The sequence below is a fragment of the Viridibacillus sp. d25.2 genome, assembly GCF_055456015.2.
The window spans coordinates 2,240,275-2,257,713 of sequence record NZ_CM196652.1 but is presented as its reverse complement, the minus strand read 5'-3'; the positions used below and the strand labels follow the sequence as shown (position 1 = coordinate 2,257,713).

The following is a 17,439-nucleotide window of genomic DNA, read 5'->3' as shown; positions in this document are numbered from 1 at the left end:
TAATGGTTACTGCTCCCTGTGCGTCCAGCACAAAATGGATGGAGATGAATAAGGAAAAATTGCTGTTTGATTCGGATTAGAATGATAATTTGATTATAAATCATTCAAAACAATGGTTTTACTGCAAATAAAAAAGCAATTGTTTTGAATGATCAAAGCGATTGCTTATTATATTTCATTAGTTAATTAAAGTTTTTATTTTTGTTGGAAAAATGAGAAGGCACTTTAACAAGCACATATTTTTTAGTCCACATTTCCGTATTTACAATTAATAACTCCCCATTTTTTTCGAAAAATAAACCATTGCCATCTTTCTCTTTAAATACCCAATCGTTATTGCTAATGAATTGTTTGATTTTATTATCAACATCCGCAGAATTCTTAATAATGTACCAATTTATATTATTATCCTTTGAAAGCTCTACTAATTCTTGATCTGACCCATTTAGTTTTTGGATGGCTTCTTTTGAGCTTGTAGAATCAATTGGCAGAGGTGAATGATTCCATTTAGTAATGAAAATAAAGATTGTAAAAGCAATTATAGCAGCTATAAATAGTATCCATTTTATTTTCACCTAATCTCCCCATTCTTAAACATAATATAGTTTATTGTATTTTTTAAATTTTGTTTCGACGTTCCTACAATGTCTTTATAGTCACTTTTCAATTAAACTTTATTAATTATGCATGTTTTTCGCACTAATGCTGACACTAAGTCCATTCTTTCTATGTTTGGAGTGATGAACATTATGATTGATTGGGCAACGACACAATTCAACAGTGCTATTATGTCCGTTTCAATAGGTGTCGGTTTATTATTAATTATTCGATTTATGAAGCATTTAAAGAGATCGAAAATAGGACAATTAGAAGGTTGGGCCATAGGGTTTGCAATACCTGGTTTTATTTTAACAATAACCGGAGCACATATGTCTTTAAATAAGCCATTATCTAAAATAGATTTTCCGTATAAGCAAATAATCTTTAGCGAGCTTTCATTAGCTTTTGGTGTTTTATTGTTAGCAGTAGCAATTCTTCTATGGCGAAAAGCTACTATTTTTGAGAAGCATAACATCGATTATATAGATACGATTACTATTTCAAGGATTTTAATGAAAGAAGCGCCAATAGTGCTAAAGCCTTTGTCTTATTTTACTTTTTCCATAGGATTAGCGCTTTTATCGATTTCCATCGCAAGTATCCGTCTCCACTTATTTTCAGCATCTACTGAAGAATCAGTTTATAGCGCTTTGGCAAAATACCCTTTAGTTGAGGGGCTATTTCTATCCGTCTTATACGCACTTACAGGGATTGGGGCTATTTTGTTCCCTTTTACTTTGAAGAAATATGCTAAGTCAAGCAAATTCAAAGTAATGATAACCTGTTGGAACATCGCAGGAATTGCCTTTATTTTATATGGCGTAATGAATTATTTTACTCATATCGGCCTAGTTGTGCATACTATGGGCAAATAAAAAAGGGGCTGTCCCAAAAGTCGGTGAAAACCGACTTTTGAGTGCAGCCCTATTTCTTTAAATTTAAATACAAAAAAATCGCCTTTTCTTGTAAAATGTAAGTGACAAAACAAACAATTACGGAAAGGGCGATTTTTTATGAGCAATCCAAAGACTACTAACGAAAATTATAACATGACTCAAACAACGCTTCCACTAGAAATTGGAGAAGAAACTCTCGTTTCTAGAAATCAAAATGAAAACCCTACATTCATTCCATATAATAACCAACAAAGTATATGCCTCTTCGATCTTCAAGACCTTATTCCAATTAATCATATTGCGCGAGTAGTGGATGAAATGATCGAAGGAATAGACGATGAATACTTCTTCGAACCATACAAAGGTGGTGGTCGCAGTGCATATCATCCTAAAATGATGGTAAAAGTCCTTCTCTATGCGTATTCGCAAAAAGTATATTCTTGCCGAGAAATCGCCAAATTACTGAATGAAAATCTCCCAGCAATGTGGCTAGCTGCGATGCAAAAACCAGATTATCGTACAATTAACCGTTTCAGAACATCGTTTATGGTTGAACGAATTCAACTATTATTTGAAAAAATGATTCATCAACTTATCGAACAAAAGTATATAACAATGGAAAACTACTTTTTAGATGGCACAAAGATTGAAGCTAACGCTAATAAGTATTCTTTTGTATGGAAAAAAGCAACAACTCGTTTTGAAGAAAAACTGAAAGAGAAAATTGATGAGACTTATCAATTTATTCAATCTGTCGTAAAAGGGGATGAATGCTCTATCGTGAGTGAGGACAACCAGTCCTCTATTACGCCAAAAGAGAAGCTAGAACAAGCAGAAGAGATTCTTACACGCCAAATCAGCAAGCAAACCAAAGAATTCCAAGATGAAACAGAACCAGAAGCCCGAAAGGAAAAACGTAGAAAGTTAAGCGAATCCAAGAAACTCAAAAAGCAAATTCGTGAAGATTTTCGTCCACGCCTTGAAAAGTATGAATACCAACAACAGTTATTCGGTGAGCGCAATAGCTATTCTAAAACGGATACCGACGCCACATTCATGCGGATGAAAGAAGATCACATGCAAAATGGACAATTAAAACCGGGTTACAATATACAAATGGCAACAGAAAATCAATTCATTCTTTTTTATACTCTGCATCAACGTCCAACTGATACACGATGCTTTATTCCACATTTGGAAGAATTGAAAAAATCATCCGTTCCGTTCCCAAAAAACGTCATAGCAGATGCCGGTTATGGAAGTGAAAGCAATTATCTCTATTCAATGGACCAAGAATTTCAGGCATTGATTCCTTATGGCACATTTTTAAGTGAACAAAAACGAAGTTATAAAAAAGACATTCGTCATGCAAGTAACTGGGTTTACAACGAACAAGATGATACATACATATGCCCTAACAATCGAAAAGTACTTTTTAAACGTTATTCTACACGTACAGATAAATATGGTTTTTCACGAGACTTCAAAATATATGAATGTGAAGATTGTACAGATTGCCCATTGAAAGCACAATGTTCAAAATCTAAAGGGAATCGACAGATTCACTACAATACCGTTTATGAAGAACTCAAAGCAAAAGCACAAACTAGCCTTTGGTCAGAACCAAACGCACAAATTTACGCTCGACGGAAAATCGAGGTAGAGAGTGTATTTGGTCATATCAAGGGCAATCGGTCGTTTCGTCGATTCTCACTTCGAGGTTTAGAAAAAGTGAGAACGGAGTACGGCATTGTGGCAATGGCCCACAATTTACTGAAAATAGCTGGAATCCTCCAGCTATTTTCACCAAAACAGAGAAAAACGAAAAAAGTTCCAAAGAAAAACAGTACGTTTTTCTTTGGAACTTTTATTTTAGGGACTTATTAGACAGCCCCTCGTTTTTATTTATGCTCCTACAAAGAGGACACATTGACTGATCGCAATGAAAAACGCTGGATTTTGAATTGGCGAGTTCTTTTCAATTTCTAGCTCTATTAAAAACTCATCACCTGCTGTCGCTTTCCAACGGGCTATATCAACACCATCTACTGCAAAGCGGGACCAGTCTTCCATTTCCTTATGTATCATCATTTTCATCTGCCCATCTGTGATAACGAGGTCTGGAATCAATTCTTTCCAACCGTCGTAGGCGAGCATATATTTCTTCTGCTGTTTTAAATCTTTTGCTTCATAAAAAACTTTACCTTTACGAGTTACTTTTTTACAAGTGAAAAGTGGCTCGTCATGCATATTAAAAACGTCATATCGTAAAAAATACCGATAATCCATTACTTTATCTAGTATGCGCTTTAAACCATTTGAATAGTGGCGCTGAAACGTGAATATAGCTTGACCTGACTCATCAGCTACCGTAATTTTTGGTGTTGTTTCAATTGAATTTGGATGTAAATAAGTATATCTTAGCATTATTTGCTCCTTTAAATCTAAACGTTACTTACATAAACAACTATAGCATTTTCATAGTGTGAATGCACTTTCTCTTACGTTGCGACAATAAAAAAGCAATACTATTTCTTGCAAATGAGCTCCTCATGTTAACCCTTGATTAAACAATCTAGCATATCTACATTTTACTCTTCCGCCAAATCTTGCTCTTGCTTTACTCTTAAACGATAAACATAAAGTATTGGGATGAGACTACAAATAAATAACACTCCAGCTATTATTAGACCATCTTTCCAATCACTATTTGGTGAAATGGCTGTTAGATATGCAACTGCTATTACAATTGCAGTTATTACTAGTAAACTAACCATTAGAGATTTCTTTGGATTTTTCCTTACTTTTTCATGTTCTACTCTAACACTCATCGACAAATAACCAATAACGACTGATGTAATAATTAATACATGCCACAATGGATTCTCTCGCATTTCATCAAACCCATTTTGCACAAGCTCATATGCAAGAATACTCAAAATCCCAATCGTTTGGACAGTATAAGCAATTTTTATATGCTGTAGATTTCTTAAGATAAGCCTTTCATCTGTAATTTTTTTCATTCAAAGTCCTCCTTATTTACCCAAAAAATTTCATCTAACTTTGCATTGACGACATAGCAAATTTGTAAACATAGCTTTAAAGACGGATTATATTTGCCTTTTTCAATTAGACTGACAGTTTGCCTTGTTATCCCGACCGCATCGGCAAGTTCTTGTTGAGTCAAATCGACTTTTACACGTGCAACCTTCACGAGATTTTTCATTTATATACCTCCTCTTATAATGTAACATATATATTCCTTTTTGCAAATTATATATTACAAATACAAAGAACCCTCCATCTCTAAAGACTGGAGGATTCACATAATTTTTTGAAAAACATTTAATTTCTAGATTAGCCCCTTATTTGCCCATCTCCATATACAAAATATTTACTCGAAGTCATTGCTTGTAACCCCATTGGTCCTCTTGCATGCAGCTTTTGTGTACTAATACCGATTTCTGCACCGTAGCCGAATTCAAAGCCGTCTGTGAAGCGCGTAGAGGCATTATGATAAACTGCTGCAGCATCAACACCGTTTAAGAATAGCGCTGCTGCAATCACATCTTCTGTAATGATAGCTTCAGAATGATTTGTCCCATATATATTAATATGCTTGATTGCTTCTACAACTTCTGACACGACTTTTACACTAACTGTTAATGCCAAATATTCTGTTGTCCAATCCTCTTCTGTAGCATGCTTTGCACCTGAATATGCATTACAAACAGTGGCATCTCCAATAATCTCAACATCATGTGCTGCTAACTCTTCTAATAACACAACACCGTGCTCTGCAAACCATTTTTCATGGATTAAAACACTTTCTGTTGCATTACATACAGATGGACGATGCGTTTTTCCGTTAATGACAATACTTGTTGCCATTTCAGGTTTTGCTGATGCATCTATATAAATATGACAATTCCCTGCACCAGTTTCTAAAACAGGTATTGTCGCCTCACTAACAACCGTATCTATTAATGCTTTCCCACCACGGGGAATCAGTACATCTAAATATTCTTTCAGATGGAATAGTTCTTTTGCTGTTTCACGATTCGTATCTTCGATTAACTGTACTGCATCTACTGGTAATGTTGTTTGTTCAAGTGCCTTATGTATAGATGCAACTAACGCTATATTCGAATATTTTGCTGATGAACTGCCACGTAAAAGTACTGCATTTCCTGTCTTTAATGATAGCGTCGCTGCATCTACTGTAACATTTGGCCTTGCTTCATAAATCATACCAATCACGCCAAGAGGCACTCGTTTTTTCTCAATATGCAAACCATTTTCTTTCTGAATATCCTCTAATACTTCACCAACGGGATCATTTAACTTTACTAGTAATAGAATGGCATCAGACATATCTTGAATGCGTTTGTCATTTAAGAATATACGGTCAAGTACCGATTCCGATAAACCTTTTTCTCTCCCCGCTACAATATCTTTGTTGTTTTCTTCAACAATAATGTCTTTGTCTATCAGTAGTTGTTGCGCAATTTTTTGTAATGCTTCATTTTTCTCTAGCGTTGTTTTACTGTTCATATGGTAGCTTGCGATTTTCGCTAACTTACCTTTAGTTTTTACTTCGCTCATTATGTTACCTCCACTTAGTTATGCTTTTACCCATTTATCACGATGAATGACTTCAATATTTGATATAACTAGTTCGTTTGTACGTTTCCCCATCGCTTGCTGTAATTCAGGTGCAGAATAGAGTACTTCCCCTCTTCCAATGACGCCACATTTTCCGTATACTTCAACAACATCTCCATTTTGGAAATCGCCTTCCACTTTGTAGACGCCTGCTGGGAGTAAGCTACTACCTTTTGAGATCAGTGCTTGCTCTGCACCTTCGTCCACAAAAACTTTACCTGAAACTGATGAAAACAATGAAATCCATTGCTTATTATTATTTAGTACAGGTAGTTCATCTTTCTCTATATACGTTCCGTCTCCTGTACCGTCCATTACATCTAATAATTTCCGTTCACCTTTGCCGTTTCCGATAAATACTTTTACGCCTAGTTCATATGCTGTTTTTGCTGCCATTAATTTTGACTCCATACCACCCGTACCTACTTTTGAACCTGCACCACTAGTGAATGACAACATTTCTTCCGTTACTTCAGTTAAAAAGTCAATACGTTTTGCATTAGGGTTTTTTAATGGATTAGCATCATATAAACCATTGATATCCGTTAAAATAATTAACTGATCAGCATGCACCAATCCACTTACTAACGCTGATAGCATGTCATTATCACCAAAAGTCAGTTCTTTTACTGATACCGTATCGTTTTCATTAATAATTGGTAATACGGAACGATCCAATAATTCTGACAATGTAGAATAGGCATTTTTATAGCGATGTTTGCTTGAGAAATCCGTTCTAGTTAATAAAATTTGTGCCGTTACAATACCATGTTTACTTAATTGCTCTGTATAGGATTGAACTAATAAGCTTTGACCAACTGCTGCTGCTGCTTGCTTTCCTTTTAAAGTAACGGGTCTTGAAGAGTAACCCAATTTACGGAAACCACATGCAACAGCTCCCGAAGAAACTAATACAACCTCATGTCCTGTTTTACGCAATGTTGCAATTGCATTTATATGATCTTGAAACTTTACTTGATCTATCTCTCCCTTTGCATTCGTCAAAGAGCTACTACCTATTTTCACGACAATACGCTTTTTTTCCATCATTACTGCCTCCAATACAACATAAAAAACCCTTTTCGCCCTCGAATATATCAAGGACGAAAAGGGTTACTTCTCGTGGTACCACCTTAGTTGAATGCAATAAATGCATCCCACTCAACCTCATAACGCTTGAGACTGCGCCTATGTTTTCATAGGAGCTAAGAAGTAGGTTCAGCGTGGTTGCTATTACGATGCCTTGCAGCCGGTGGACATCGCTCTCTTGTACAGTAAGATCACACATACTAGTCTTCTTTTCGCTAAATATTTAAGTATAAGCATGCAACAGATTCTTTTAACTGTCAATAAGGATTTTATAATTATGCTATGTATTTTCATGGTGTTAAAATCGAATATTTACAGAGTATCTTGGTTTAATTTCTTAGATTTGATAGCCTTTATCAACGATGAACAAAGCTTAAAAGCGTTCGCTGTGAAAGTTGCTTAAACCCTGTCCGAGGAACGAATAACTTATTTTGTAAACGAATATTAAGAGCATAAATGCTGAAAATGCGGAGTGTATTACTTTGAACTTTGTGTAAAATAAGTTTGACATAATTACAATATATGTTAATATAAATGTAAAATCTTCTTTACAATTTGTAGGTGAATAATATGAAAAATAAAATTCAAGTTCAAAGGAAAACAAAGGGATTATCCCAAGAAGAACTTGCACAGAAATGTAAAGTATCGAGACAAACGATTAATGCCATTGAAAACGACAAATATGACCCAAGTTTACAATTGGCATTTACTTTGTCATATATTTTAGGGCTTCCAGTTGAAGAATTATTTATTTTTAAATTTGAAAGGGATGATAATTAATGACAAATGTAAAAAAAGTTAGTGTAATCTGTTCCTTAATTCTTATTACTGCAATTGGTGGTTTTGGTATATATGAATGGGTAACAAAAGAAATAATTAATACTTCTACACTATTCTTTGGATTTTTAGGTGTTGGTTACTTCTTTCAATCAGTAACCTGGGGTGAAATGGAAGGGAAACATGAAGGAGAAAAAGATGAATTGGAGAAACATATAACGCTTGTAAGTTCAAAAATAAGTTATTATCTATTATTGATATTAATGTTTATCGTTTTAATTGTATCGGAAAGAGTAATTGCAATGAATGACATAAAAAACATCCCAATTGTTATAGTAATTGGACTTGCATTTATTACAATGCCCATTACTGAATTCGTCGTTTCAAAAAAATACCGTTAAAACTATGGCGAAATTCAAATTTTCAAAAAACCATTTAAAATCTCCTTGTGCTAAAGGGTATATGTTAAATATTCACTCTAAAAATACCAAAATTTATAACTGAGCTGATTCTATATATTTGTAGAGCCTGATTAATTTTTAGCTAAAGACAATAATATAATTTAACGTAGCCCATAATTAAAGAAATAATGCATAATATCAATTCGATTTGTGATACTTCTTACACCTTTAAATCTCAGAATAATTCATATAAAAACGACTATCAGTCCGCTCGTTGATAGTCGTTTCCTGTTATATATTCGGTATTATCATTACATTTTTGATCTACTAATTGCATTTTTTATAGAAAAAGCAGCTGTGATGATGGAAATCACAACGGCAGCTAATACGAATAAGAAAACACTACGTTCCTCTTGCATATCAACATAAGTGACTAAGTACTTTGTATATTTCGGTTCAATAAAATTTGGTCGTGTAATGATTATGATAAAAGAAACTGTTGTAATAAGCTCATATAATGTTTGAAAAACAACTACTTTTTTAGTCCATTGTCCTTGTATTAATTTGTAGAGAGCTAATGCAATTCCGATGACCACAATAACTACAATAAGAATCCAAAATTCATTTAAAATTTGTTGATTGAATATAGGGAATTTAAAAACGATATCACCTGCTCCATTCACATACACGCCTAGTAAACGATCAGCATTAAAGTAAATTGAAACCCAAATTGCAGTCCAAATTAAAGTACCAAAAAATGCATATTTTGAAATAGATTTACGTGATGTAGCTAGGCTAACTTTTTTTAATGCATCAGGTGTCCATTTTCTATTAATGCTCGAAACCAAATCTTTATTCGGATCTTTAGCGAATCGTTCTAGCAAAGCAAATACTAAAGTAAGACAAAAGAAGGTTTGAATCGCTACTTCTATCATCTCACGAATACCTTCACCAACAATTGATAGAACTACCTTTAATAAGGCTTCACCTTCTGTATAACTAAAGGCGAAATCGATAAAAAATGCAATAAGAGCGATTGTCATTGCAATTGGAACTATTATTTTTAAAAGAGATACATAGGTTTGAAAATATACAGGACCGATTAAATACATTGGTTTTTCATGATAGCTATTTGCAAGAATTGCTGGATCTCCTAATTTTTTTAGCGCATCTTTTACGTCATCTTCCGTAAACTCAGGAGGCAACATATCTTCAATTGTCGCCTTTAACTCAAGAGAGATAGCTGCTCGTTTTTCTGGGGGCAATCGACGTATCACTTCATGTACATACTTATCAATTAATTCCATTGGCACCTTCCCCTTTGTAATTGAAGCATTGTGGATTCCCGTCATTTTTTACCACTAAATTACATATAATCAAATAACCCAATTGTATTATATGCACCTCCAACATTTTTATATACATTTTAATAATGAACGACTATCGCTTCTGAGGGAGAGCACTGAAAAAGTCCAAAAAATGAATTTTAGCCATGGCGGAAACGATTAATCGTTACTGCCATGGCTTTTTCTTCGATGCCGTTAATTTCCGTTCCGGCGGACGCTTTCCTGGGGGCGAACCTAGAGCCTCCTCGTCGCTGACGCTCTTGCGGGGTCTCAAGATGTTCGCTAGTTCCCCAAGGAGTCGCCGCCTGCACTCCAATCAACTTGTTTTATCGTTTTTTTGAGTTTTTCATTCTTTCCGATTCACACCAAACCCTTAATAATAAAAGGACTAATTCAAGGTGGGGCTGTCCATGATTTCTAAACAAGAAACATTTACTCTAAGCTCTTATATGGCACTTTACGATTTAATTGTGCCTAAAGATATCACCAAAAGATTTTTTACAAGAAAAAATGTCCGAAAAGCCGTTTATTATTTCGATGAAATGATAAAAGAAAAATTCCCATTAAAACCAACTTCAAATGAAATCACAGAGGAATTAGACTATTATCGTCAAGTCGTGGAAATTGTAGAAACATAATCCAAAGTCCTCAAGTCCCTGCCGTACAAGGGAAATTAAACGTCATCAAAGAAGTCATCGAAGATTATTTACTTCTCGGATCCAGATGTGCAATTAGGACATAAATCGGCCGATTCTTCTTTCTTTGGATTTAAAGCGCACATTGTGATGAGTGATGAACGAATCATTACAGCGGCAGTTGTGACAACTGGTGAAAAAAGTGACGGACATTACCCCTTCAATAGTAAACACCGGCACTTTTTGTTCGATTTTGAACAGAAAGTGCCGGTGTTTTTGGGTATTTCCCTTATTCTTCATTTATTTTAGCTTCAAGATACGTTTCAAATTCACCGCAAATATTGTCCTTCTGAGGCGGTAGTCGTTTTTTTTGCTATCTCGAATTATTCATCTGTTTCGTTTGTAAAAAAACTCCAGAATTGGACAAGGGGTACCCTCAGCATGAGAGTACCCCTTAATTTATAATTAGCTAATTTTAATAAAACTCAAATTTCAACCCGATCATCCGGGGAATATTTACTCAAAAGCCTGTAGCTTTTTGTACCGCGGTAAAATTCCACTGGTTAGCTTTCTAACCTAAGCAACGCAAACCCTACCTTCTTTTGCGTCCTTGTGACCCCAAAGTCACGCCAGTGTGAATAAGTATCTACAAAAACATTTAGTAGAATGCCAACATTTATAAACTAGCTAATCAGCATAGATAATAGTATCTCACGAATAACTATTTTTGTCAATGGAGATGCTCCAATACTTTCAATAACCTCGTACTATAATAAAAAACTTAATTTCTATACTAATTTTAATTTATGCTATCTATGTATTTATTTCTTCCACTATACTGTTGATTAGAGCAATAAGTTCTTGCTTAGTATTTTCGTCTTTTACCGTAGCATTATCATTAAATTTAGTGCCCACAGATGGAACGAGTAACGAACCATTTTCAACAACTATAGTATCCAACATACCTAGTGTTAGCAGTAATGATTCATGTGCTTTATCTCCCCCTGCAATCGAGGGTGAAGCCGTTATAACAGCCACTGGTTTTTTATAGAGCTCAGCAGATGACACTAGCCACTCTAGAGCATTCTTTAAGACTCCTGGGACACTTTTTGCATACTCTGGCGTACAGATAATAAGTGCATGTGAATCACTCAAAGTTTTTCTGAAATCCTGAACAACAGCTGGTGGTTCTGTTCTGTCGTTATCTGGATTAAAATGCGGAAGTTCTTTTATTCCATTATAAATAGAATAATCAATACCATCTGGGATAAAAGCTGCTAAAGCTTGTAATATATTCGTATTAGATGAACCTTCTCGAATGCTTCCCGAAATAGCTATTATCTTTTTTTGATTAATCATACAATCACCTCTATATAGTACATGTTCACATACAAATGAATCAAAAATTTCGAACTATTTAACTACATCGCCGCTATTTATTACTCTGTTTGTTCTCTTATAAAATCTGCGTCATCCTGATTTATACTTTTATATTCAACATCTGCCCAATTCTCTCCAGAACGAATACCGATTATTGCTCCATTATCGGTAAACCATACTTTTGAATCAATTAATCCAGTCGATTGCTTCGGGCTATTCACTTCAATGAATAAATCTGGTTGGTCCTTATTTATATCAATAGTGTTAACAGGCTTACTATTCATATATATCATCATAAAATTATCTATGACTACTTGATTTTGTGCGTCTGTAATCGTTTTTATATAGTCGATTTGTCCATCATTCCCACTTTTTTCAACGCCTATTTTAACCTCTCTCGTTATTGTTTCAGAAGTATTCTTACTTGTTACATATCCAGCAGAAAAAAAGATTAATGCTATCACAATAATTAATGAGATACTTTTTTTGTTCATCTAAACTCCCTCCTGTGAATCTCAAAAAATCAATTTATATTTTTGATTTATAGTTTCTCTTTTAATTCTTCAATTTGTTCAATATGCCTTTTTTCGTGATATCCGATAAACGGAACCCATTGCTCCAGGCTTATCAAACCAAATACTGGATGTTGAAATGCCTTTTCACGCAGTTGATTCATGTTGCTATTTGAGACAACCTGAAGAAGTGCATTACGAGATTCTTTCAGTTTAACTTGCATCTCTTCCAATGTAATAAAGGTTTCATCTGGTTCTGCAAATGAAGGTGCTTTTATCTTTGTAGAACGGTCAACTATTAATTCGATTGGTTTTACTTTAGTAGACTGCCTTTCCCCTTTTTTCAAAGTATATTGAATAGTTTTTGCTACACTAAATTCTATTATATACAGGTGGAGTAGTACTTGCATAACCGTCCACCGACCTTCTTCAACTTCCTTATTTAATTGCTCGTCTGATAAATGACTTACACTATTCAGTAATTCAGCTCTTATGCTTTTGTTATGCTCTAAATACTGTTCCATCTCTTATCCCTCCGATACCATATCATTAGTATGTCAACGTGAATAATTATTACTAAATAATAGTCTTCTTTTTTACTGGAACGTCAATCTTCACTATATTTTGAGATTAGCCAATCTTTTGAAAGATGCCCTATTCCACCTGGTCGAAACCTATTTCTTATAGAAAATCTTCCATTCTTTTTAACGTATAAATAAAATACTCCCAATCATTAATAGTTGAAGGAATACTGATATGCTCATCAGGCGTATGCACTAAGAATATATCTGGTCCAATAGAAATAGCATCTATGTAGCAGCTTTTTAAATGATGACGTTATGCTTGATTTTGTATTACTTCAAGGTTTCTCTCTTGTGAGAAGCGAACTAAATAATCACTAATTGCTTGTTCATTCCCTGAACCTCTTGGAATTTTGGATATCTCCGCAAAATACTAAAATACTTTATGACATGTTAGGTCATCTAGATTACTATACATACGATTCACATTTTCTAGAACAATATTTGTAAAGTTTAGTATTATTATAGCTCAAGTTTCGAGCAAGATGTTGTTCTCTCAATTAATTATCAGAATATACAAAATTTAGATGACAACTATAAATTCAAATTATTCTAACAACTACTTGTAATTGTATTTAATTTCCACTAACCTTATGTAAAGATGTTTAAGAAATGGAGATGGATACATTTTATGAAAAAAGCACTCATCACCTTCATTATTGGTATTGTATTAGTGGCAGGGTCTTATGGAGTTTTTCAATATAATAGGTATAAAGAAAAGCCAATAACAGATATCCTTACTCATCTAGAGGAAAGTAAAGTTAGCTCTATAACTGTAGATAAGATAGCAAATCTAAGAATCGAAAATACTTACCAATTTGAAGAAGACGATACAGCAATAATAAAATCGCTCAAGAAACTAAAAGTGCACCGTACAAAAAGTGATTTTGGCGCATTAGATTGCGAGTACAGTGTGTCGTTAGTTACTGAAAAAGGGATCGATACTGTATTTCTATTTGGTGATAAAAAAGAAATCATTATCGCAACCGATACTGGAAGTTGGGGTAATAGACATTATAAAGCGAATAGTAGTGACTTTTTTGATGTCGTAGAAACATTAATAGCTAAAAAATAAAAGGGGCGATCCAACAGTCAATTTCTCGACTATTGGACGCCCCTTTGATTATCATTAAAGTTGAACTATCGTGTTTTGGTTTTTAAATTTTAGTAAAACTATCCTTCTAAGATATCTCAGGTACCTCTTATCTTGTGCGTTTAATGAAAAATGAAACAACAATTGCAAGTAAAACAATGATAAACCCTAGGGTAAATGCATCATCAAAACCTGCCGTCAAAGCAGCTACTATTTCAGCAGGATCATTTGGATTTTCAGAATGTGCTAAATAATCAGTTTGGCCAGATGACATTTTACTAATGAATAATGCTGTTCCAATGGCTCCTGCTACTTGTTGTAATGTACTAAAGATTGCTGTACCATGTGGATACAATTCTTTAGGTAATTGATTTAAACCATGTGTTTGTGTAGGCATCATGACAAGTGAAATCCCAACAAGTAAAAGACAGTGGATCGTAATAACATATCCAGTTGTTGTTGTCACATCAATCCCTATAAACATCCACATTGCAACAGCTACTAGTAAAATCCCTGGAATGATGATAGTGCGCGCACCGAATTTGTCAAATAGCTTTCCTGAAATTGGCGCCATAATACCATTCAATACACTACCCGGCAACATGATTAAACCGGATTTAAATGCTGATACTAGAAGAATTCCTTGTAAAAACATTGGAAGTAATATCATAGTTGAAAACAGTGCCATCATGATAATGACAATTAATACGACCGTTATTGAAAACATTGGATACTTAAATGTACGTAAATCGAGTATTGGATTTTTAATTTTCAATTGTCTAAAGATGAACCAGATTAATGAAGCAACACCGATTATTAAAGTACCATAAACTTCTGCATCTCCCCATCCTAGCTCCCCTGACTTACTAAAGCTATAGACAAATCCACCAAACCCAAGTGTAGATAAAATAATTGATAAGACATCAACTGCTGGTCTAGTTATTTCAGAAACATTCTTTAAATACTTTGCTCCAACAATAATTGATATTAGTGCTAGTGGAATGACGATGTAAAATAACCAGCGCCAATCAAGTGTATCAATAATCACACCTGAAAGTGTCGGTCCAATAGCTGGTGCAAACATAATTACTAGGCCAATCAAGCCCATTGCTCCACCACGTTCTTCCGGTGGGAAGATGATTAAAATTGTATTCATCATAATGGGTATGATTAAACCCGTACCGAATGCCTGTATAATGCGTCCTAAAAGTAAAAAGCTAAATGCAGGTGCAAAGGCCGCAATAATTGTACCTACTAAAAATAAAATCATTGCTGATAAAAACAATTGCCTTGTCGTAAACCATTGTTGTAACAAAGCGGTAACAGGCACTAATACCCCTACAACAAGCATATAGACGGTCGTCAACCATTGAATAGTAGTAGGTGTTACACTAAATTCACGCATCAATTCTGGCAATGCATTACTTAAGAGTGTTTCATTTAAAATAGAAACAAAAGCACCAATAATCATGGCAATGATGATTGGTCCTTTTTTAATATTCGATAAATCGAATGTATCAGTTTGCGATACTTGTTTTGTCGTATTCAAATTTATTTCCTCATTCCTTATTTTTTGCTACACTTGTAGGATAAAACTACAAATGTCTACTAAATAATATACATAAATAAATTTATTGTTGTAAGAATCAAATTTAGTTAAATATATATATAAACTACAAAACAGGGGGAATGTAGATGAATATTAATGATAAAAAGGTTGACCTTAGGATTAGAAGAACATATAAACTGCTGTGGGGGGCACTCGAGGAATTACTTTCACAACCTGGGCAAGAGTTTAATTCAATTACAGTCAATCAAATTTGCGAAAAAGCAATGGTTCATCGAACAACTTTTTATAAGCATTTCGAGGATAAATATGACTTATTATATTATGGAATTGAACAATTCCACGAAAAATATGTGAAAAGCAGCTTAGAAGAACGCGTTTTAAAACCATTCCAATCAATAGAAGATTTTCCGAATATTGAATTACTAGACAACATCGTGCAATCTAATAAAAATGATGCAATTTTCAATAACTATATGAATTTACGTAATAAAGAAGCACTCAAGCACGATTTTCTAGAGTTGAATAACCGCGGGGAAAACTTTACGGTACCAATTGAAATTATTGTGGAGTTTTACTCAGGAGCTCTTTCTTCGCTTAGTGCATGGTGGGTTCAAAACGGACGCAAGGTTCCAGCAAAACAGATGGACCAATATTTTTATGTAATGATAAATAGAGAATTTTTCTCAAGTTCAAAATTGTGATTCATTACTTGCGCATCTTCTATACTTTTTCACTTCAGTAACATTGTTTGAACAGCCATTATGGCAGTTCAAACAATGTGAATAATAATTCCTTCAGAAAGCGTTCAAGTCAAGAATTTCTTATATCTATATAGATATTACAAAATCGTGTTAGGTTATAGCCCGCGTTTTTTTGACAGGGTTTCTGCTCAAGTCACAACAACATTGAAACTTCAAAAAGCTATGAATCGTGCACCGACACCGGTACTCCCTCATGTGGCTTTATTTATATAGTAGGATACTATTCATGAACAGTCACAATTACTCCGTCCACATTGTTCCCTGAAATTTCATAATGCTGATTCACGGGGACATTAACTGTCGTACTCTTTGAAATTTGATAATAAGATACTGTATATTTTTTCCCCTCGGCATTAATTGAAATCTCTTTTTTCTCTTTCAAGAAATCTAAGTATTCTTCTAAAGTAAACTTCTTTTTCTGCATAATGGCACTATGAGGTAAACCGACATAGCGTATATGCCACGGTTCAAATTGAATTCCTGTAATGTGCGTTTTGTTCTTCGGATAGCGTAGAACAAAGCCATACTTCCATACCTCTTCTTCAATCCATTTTCCTTCAGGAGCATTCTCCATTTTCATTTGAGTAGATCCTACATCGAGTGACAAACCTAAATTATGTTCGCTATATCCTGCTGGCAATGCATAATCAGAGCCCATTTTTTGATATAACTGCCTTTGCTCTTCAAAATCTCGATAACTACTGCTGATCAAAAAATTGCGAACACCTTCTTTTTCTGCTGCATCTACGACCCTCAAAAATTTATTCACAATTTCCCTTGATAGACGAAGATTTCTATCAAGTATTCCATAACCTCTTACTAACTCTTTATTTTGAGATAAATTTATTATATCGGATTTTACGCTATCTTTCTGGACTGGGTAATTTTTATTAACTAGTAATAGATTACCTTTATAAATTTGCTCTTTTGTAATTTCTTTCTTTTCGGTATACGTAGAAGTTACTTTATCATCCTTTTCCACAACATTAACCTCTACACCATTTTGAAATAATGGTGATAAATAAATACCAACACATACTATGCACAATATAAGGGAAAAAAATACCCACTTTTTCATTTCTAGTTTCCTCCTAAACCTTACTTAAGTATAGGATAAAACAAACTATTTAAAT

At 34.2% G+C, this 17,439-nt stretch carries 19 protein-coding genes, 2 pseudogenes and 1 other annotated feature; of the genes and pseudogenes, 8 read left to right on the top strand and 13 right to left on the bottom strand.

Translation table 11 applies throughout. From position 1 onward, the window contains the following. Positions 1 to 182 precede the first annotated feature (182 nt). Complete coding sequence (locus tag ACZLO7_RS11425; protein ID WP_464939269.1) at positions 183 to 575, bottom strand: hypothetical protein; 393 nt, start codon at positions 573 to 575, stop codon at positions 183 to 185. A 174-nt stretch (positions 576 to 749) separates the two neighbouring features. Between ACZLO7_RS11425 and ACZLO7_RS11420 the strand changes: the two genes are divergently transcribed. Together ACZLO7_RS11420 and ACZLO7_RS11415 are read left to right on the top strand one after the other, a co-directional pair. Beyond that, a complete protein-coding gene (locus ACZLO7_RS11420) occupies positions 750 to 1,475 on the top strand; it encodes a DUF981 family protein (RefSeq protein ID WP_464939268.1) in 726 nt (241 codons plus the stop codon). Between the two features lie 138 nt (positions 1,476 to 1,613). Further along, positions 1,614 to 3,383 (top strand): IS1182 family transposase, encoded by a 1,770-nt coding sequence (locus ACZLO7_RS11415; RefSeq protein ID WP_511261332.1) that lies wholly within the window; start codon positions 1,614 to 1,616, stop codon positions 3,381 to 3,383. A gap of 18 nt (positions 3,384 to 3,401) precedes the next feature. On the opposite strand, the gene ACZLO7_RS11410 is transcribed toward ACZLO7_RS11415, so the two are convergent. The 5 genes from ACZLO7_RS11410 to proB form a co-directional block, all read right to left on the bottom strand. Continuing rightward, positions 3,402 to 3,923 carry a tubby C-terminal domain-like protein gene (locus tag ACZLO7_RS11410; RefSeq protein ID WP_464940941.1) on the bottom strand — a complete coding sequence of 174 codons (522 nt, stop codon included), beginning with the start codon at positions 3,921 to 3,923 and terminating at the stop codon, positions 3,402 to 3,404. A gap of 164 nt (positions 3,924 to 4,087) precedes the next feature. Further along, positions 4,088 to 4,519 (bottom strand): hypothetical protein, encoded by a 432-nt coding sequence (locus tag ACZLO7_RS11405; protein ID WP_464940942.1) that lies wholly within the window; start codon positions 4,517 to 4,519, stop codon positions 4,088 to 4,090. Continuing rightward, positions 4,516 to 4,722 (bottom strand): helix-turn-helix transcriptional regulator, encoded by a 207-nt coding sequence (locus ACZLO7_RS11400; RefSeq protein WP_464940943.1) that lies wholly within the window; start codon positions 4,720 to 4,722, stop codon positions 4,516 to 4,518. The genes ACZLO7_RS11405 and ACZLO7_RS11400 overlap by 4 nt, the downstream gene beginning before the upstream one ends. Positions 4,723 to 4,853: 131 nt before the next feature. Next, positions 4,854 to 6,101, bottom strand: coding sequence for a glutamate-5-semialdehyde dehydrogenase (locus tag ACZLO7_RS11395; RefSeq protein ID WP_464940944.1), 1,248 nt, complete (start codon positions 6,099 to 6,101; stop codon positions 4,854 to 4,856). An 18-nt stretch (positions 6,102 to 6,119) separates the two neighbouring features. Beyond that, positions 6,120 to 7,208: a glutamate 5-kinase gene (proB, locus tag ACZLO7_RS11390; RefSeq protein WP_464940967.1), complete on the bottom strand. Its 1,089-nt coding sequence runs from the start codon at positions 7,206 to 7,208 to the stop codon at positions 6,120 to 6,122. 49 nt (positions 7,209 to 7,257) lie between these two features. After that, positions 7,258 to 7,472 (bottom strand) — a binding site (T-box leader). A 348-nt stretch (positions 7,473 to 7,820) separates the two neighbouring features. Here proB and ACZLO7_RS11385 point away from each other — a divergent pair. Continuing rightward, positions 7,821 to 8,030 carry a helix-turn-helix transcriptional regulator gene (locus tag ACZLO7_RS11385; RefSeq protein ID WP_464940945.1) on the top strand — a complete coding sequence of 70 codons (210 nt, stop codon included), beginning with the start codon at positions 7,821 to 7,823 and terminating at the stop codon, positions 8,028 to 8,030. Continuing rightward, entirely contained in the window at positions 8,030 to 8,428 is a 399-nt protein-coding gene (locus ACZLO7_RS11380) for a hypothetical protein (protein WP_464940946.1), read from the top strand. The genes ACZLO7_RS11385 and ACZLO7_RS11380 overlap by 1 nt, the downstream gene beginning before the upstream one ends. 311 nt (positions 8,429 to 8,739) lie before the next feature. Here the strand turns inward: ACZLO7_RS11380 and ACZLO7_RS11375 are convergent, their stop codons facing one another. Next, the gene (locus tag ACZLO7_RS11375) at positions 8,740 to 9,735 is read right to left on the bottom strand and encodes a hypothetical protein (protein WP_464940947.1); all 996 of its coding nucleotides are present in this window, start codon (positions 9,733 to 9,735) and stop codon (positions 8,740 to 8,742) included. A 449-nt stretch (positions 9,736 to 10,184) separates the two neighbouring features. Between ACZLO7_RS11375 and ACZLO7_RS11370 the strand changes: the two genes are divergently transcribed. Together ACZLO7_RS11370 and ACZLO7_RS11365 are read left to right on the top strand one after the other, a co-directional pair. Beyond that, positions 10,185 to 10,412 (top strand): hypothetical protein, encoded by a 228-nt coding sequence (locus ACZLO7_RS11370; RefSeq protein WP_464940948.1) that lies wholly within the window; start codon positions 10,185 to 10,187, stop codon positions 10,410 to 10,412. A gap of 14 nt (positions 10,413 to 10,426) precedes the next feature. Next, positions 10,427 to 10,619 (top strand): annotated as a pseudogene (locus tag ACZLO7_RS11365) (IS5/IS1182 family transposase); the annotation flags it as partial. 603 nt (positions 10,620 to 11,222) lie between these two features. Here ACZLO7_RS11365 and ACZLO7_RS11360 read toward each other — a convergent pair. From ACZLO7_RS11360 to ACZLO7_RS11345, 4 genes and pseudogenes are all read right to left on the bottom strand, one after another. Continuing rightward, a complete protein-coding gene (locus ACZLO7_RS11360; RefSeq protein ID WP_464940949.1) occupies positions 11,223 to 11,768 on the bottom strand; it encodes an NADPH-dependent FMN reductase in 546 nt (181 codons plus the stop codon). A gap of 80 nt (positions 11,769 to 11,848) precedes the next feature. After that, positions 11,849 to 12,283, bottom strand: a complete 435-nt coding sequence (locus tag ACZLO7_RS11355; protein WP_464940950.1) for a hypothetical protein — start codon at positions 12,281 to 12,283, stop codon at positions 11,849 to 11,851. A 47-nt stretch (positions 12,284 to 12,330) separates the two neighbouring features. Further along, positions 12,331 to 12,825 (bottom strand): DinB family protein, encoded by a 495-nt coding sequence (locus ACZLO7_RS11350; protein WP_464940951.1) that lies wholly within the window; start codon positions 12,823 to 12,825, stop codon positions 12,331 to 12,333. A 316-nt stretch (positions 12,826 to 13,141) separates the two neighbouring features. Next, positions 13,142 to 13,300 (bottom strand): annotated as a pseudogene (locus ACZLO7_RS11345) (aminoacyl-histidine dipeptidase); the annotation flags it as partial. A gap of 213 nt (positions 13,301 to 13,513) precedes the next feature. On the opposite strand from ACZLO7_RS11345, the gene ACZLO7_RS11340 reads away from it, so the two are divergent. Further along, the gene (locus ACZLO7_RS11340; RefSeq protein ID WP_464940952.1) at positions 13,514 to 13,957 is read left to right on the top strand and encodes a hypothetical protein; all 444 of its coding nucleotides are present in this window, start codon (positions 13,514 to 13,516) and stop codon (positions 13,955 to 13,957) included. A 127-nt stretch (positions 13,958 to 14,084) separates the two neighbouring features. On the opposite strand, the gene ACZLO7_RS11335 is transcribed toward ACZLO7_RS11340, so the two are convergent. Continuing rightward, a complete protein-coding gene (locus ACZLO7_RS11335) occupies positions 14,085 to 15,530 on the bottom strand; it encodes a DHA2 family efflux MFS transporter permease subunit (RefSeq protein WP_464940968.1) in 1,446 nt (481 codons plus the stop codon). A 140-nt stretch (positions 15,531 to 15,670) separates the two neighbouring features. Between ACZLO7_RS11335 and ACZLO7_RS11330 the strand changes: the two genes are divergently transcribed. Beyond that, complete coding sequence (locus tag ACZLO7_RS11330; protein WP_464940953.1) at positions 15,671 to 16,246, top strand: TetR/AcrR family transcriptional regulator; 576 nt, start codon at positions 15,671 to 15,673, stop codon at positions 16,244 to 16,246. Between the two features lie 280 nt (positions 16,247 to 16,526). Here ACZLO7_RS11330 and vanY read toward each other — a convergent pair whose 3' ends face one another. Continuing rightward, complete coding sequence (gene vanY / locus ACZLO7_RS11325) at positions 16,527 to 17,384, bottom strand: VanY-A/VanY-F/VanY-M family D-Ala-D-Ala carboxypeptidase (RefSeq protein ID WP_464940954.1); 858 nt, start codon at positions 17,382 to 17,384, stop codon at positions 16,527 to 16,529. Positions 17,385 to 17,439: the final 55 nt, after the last annotated feature.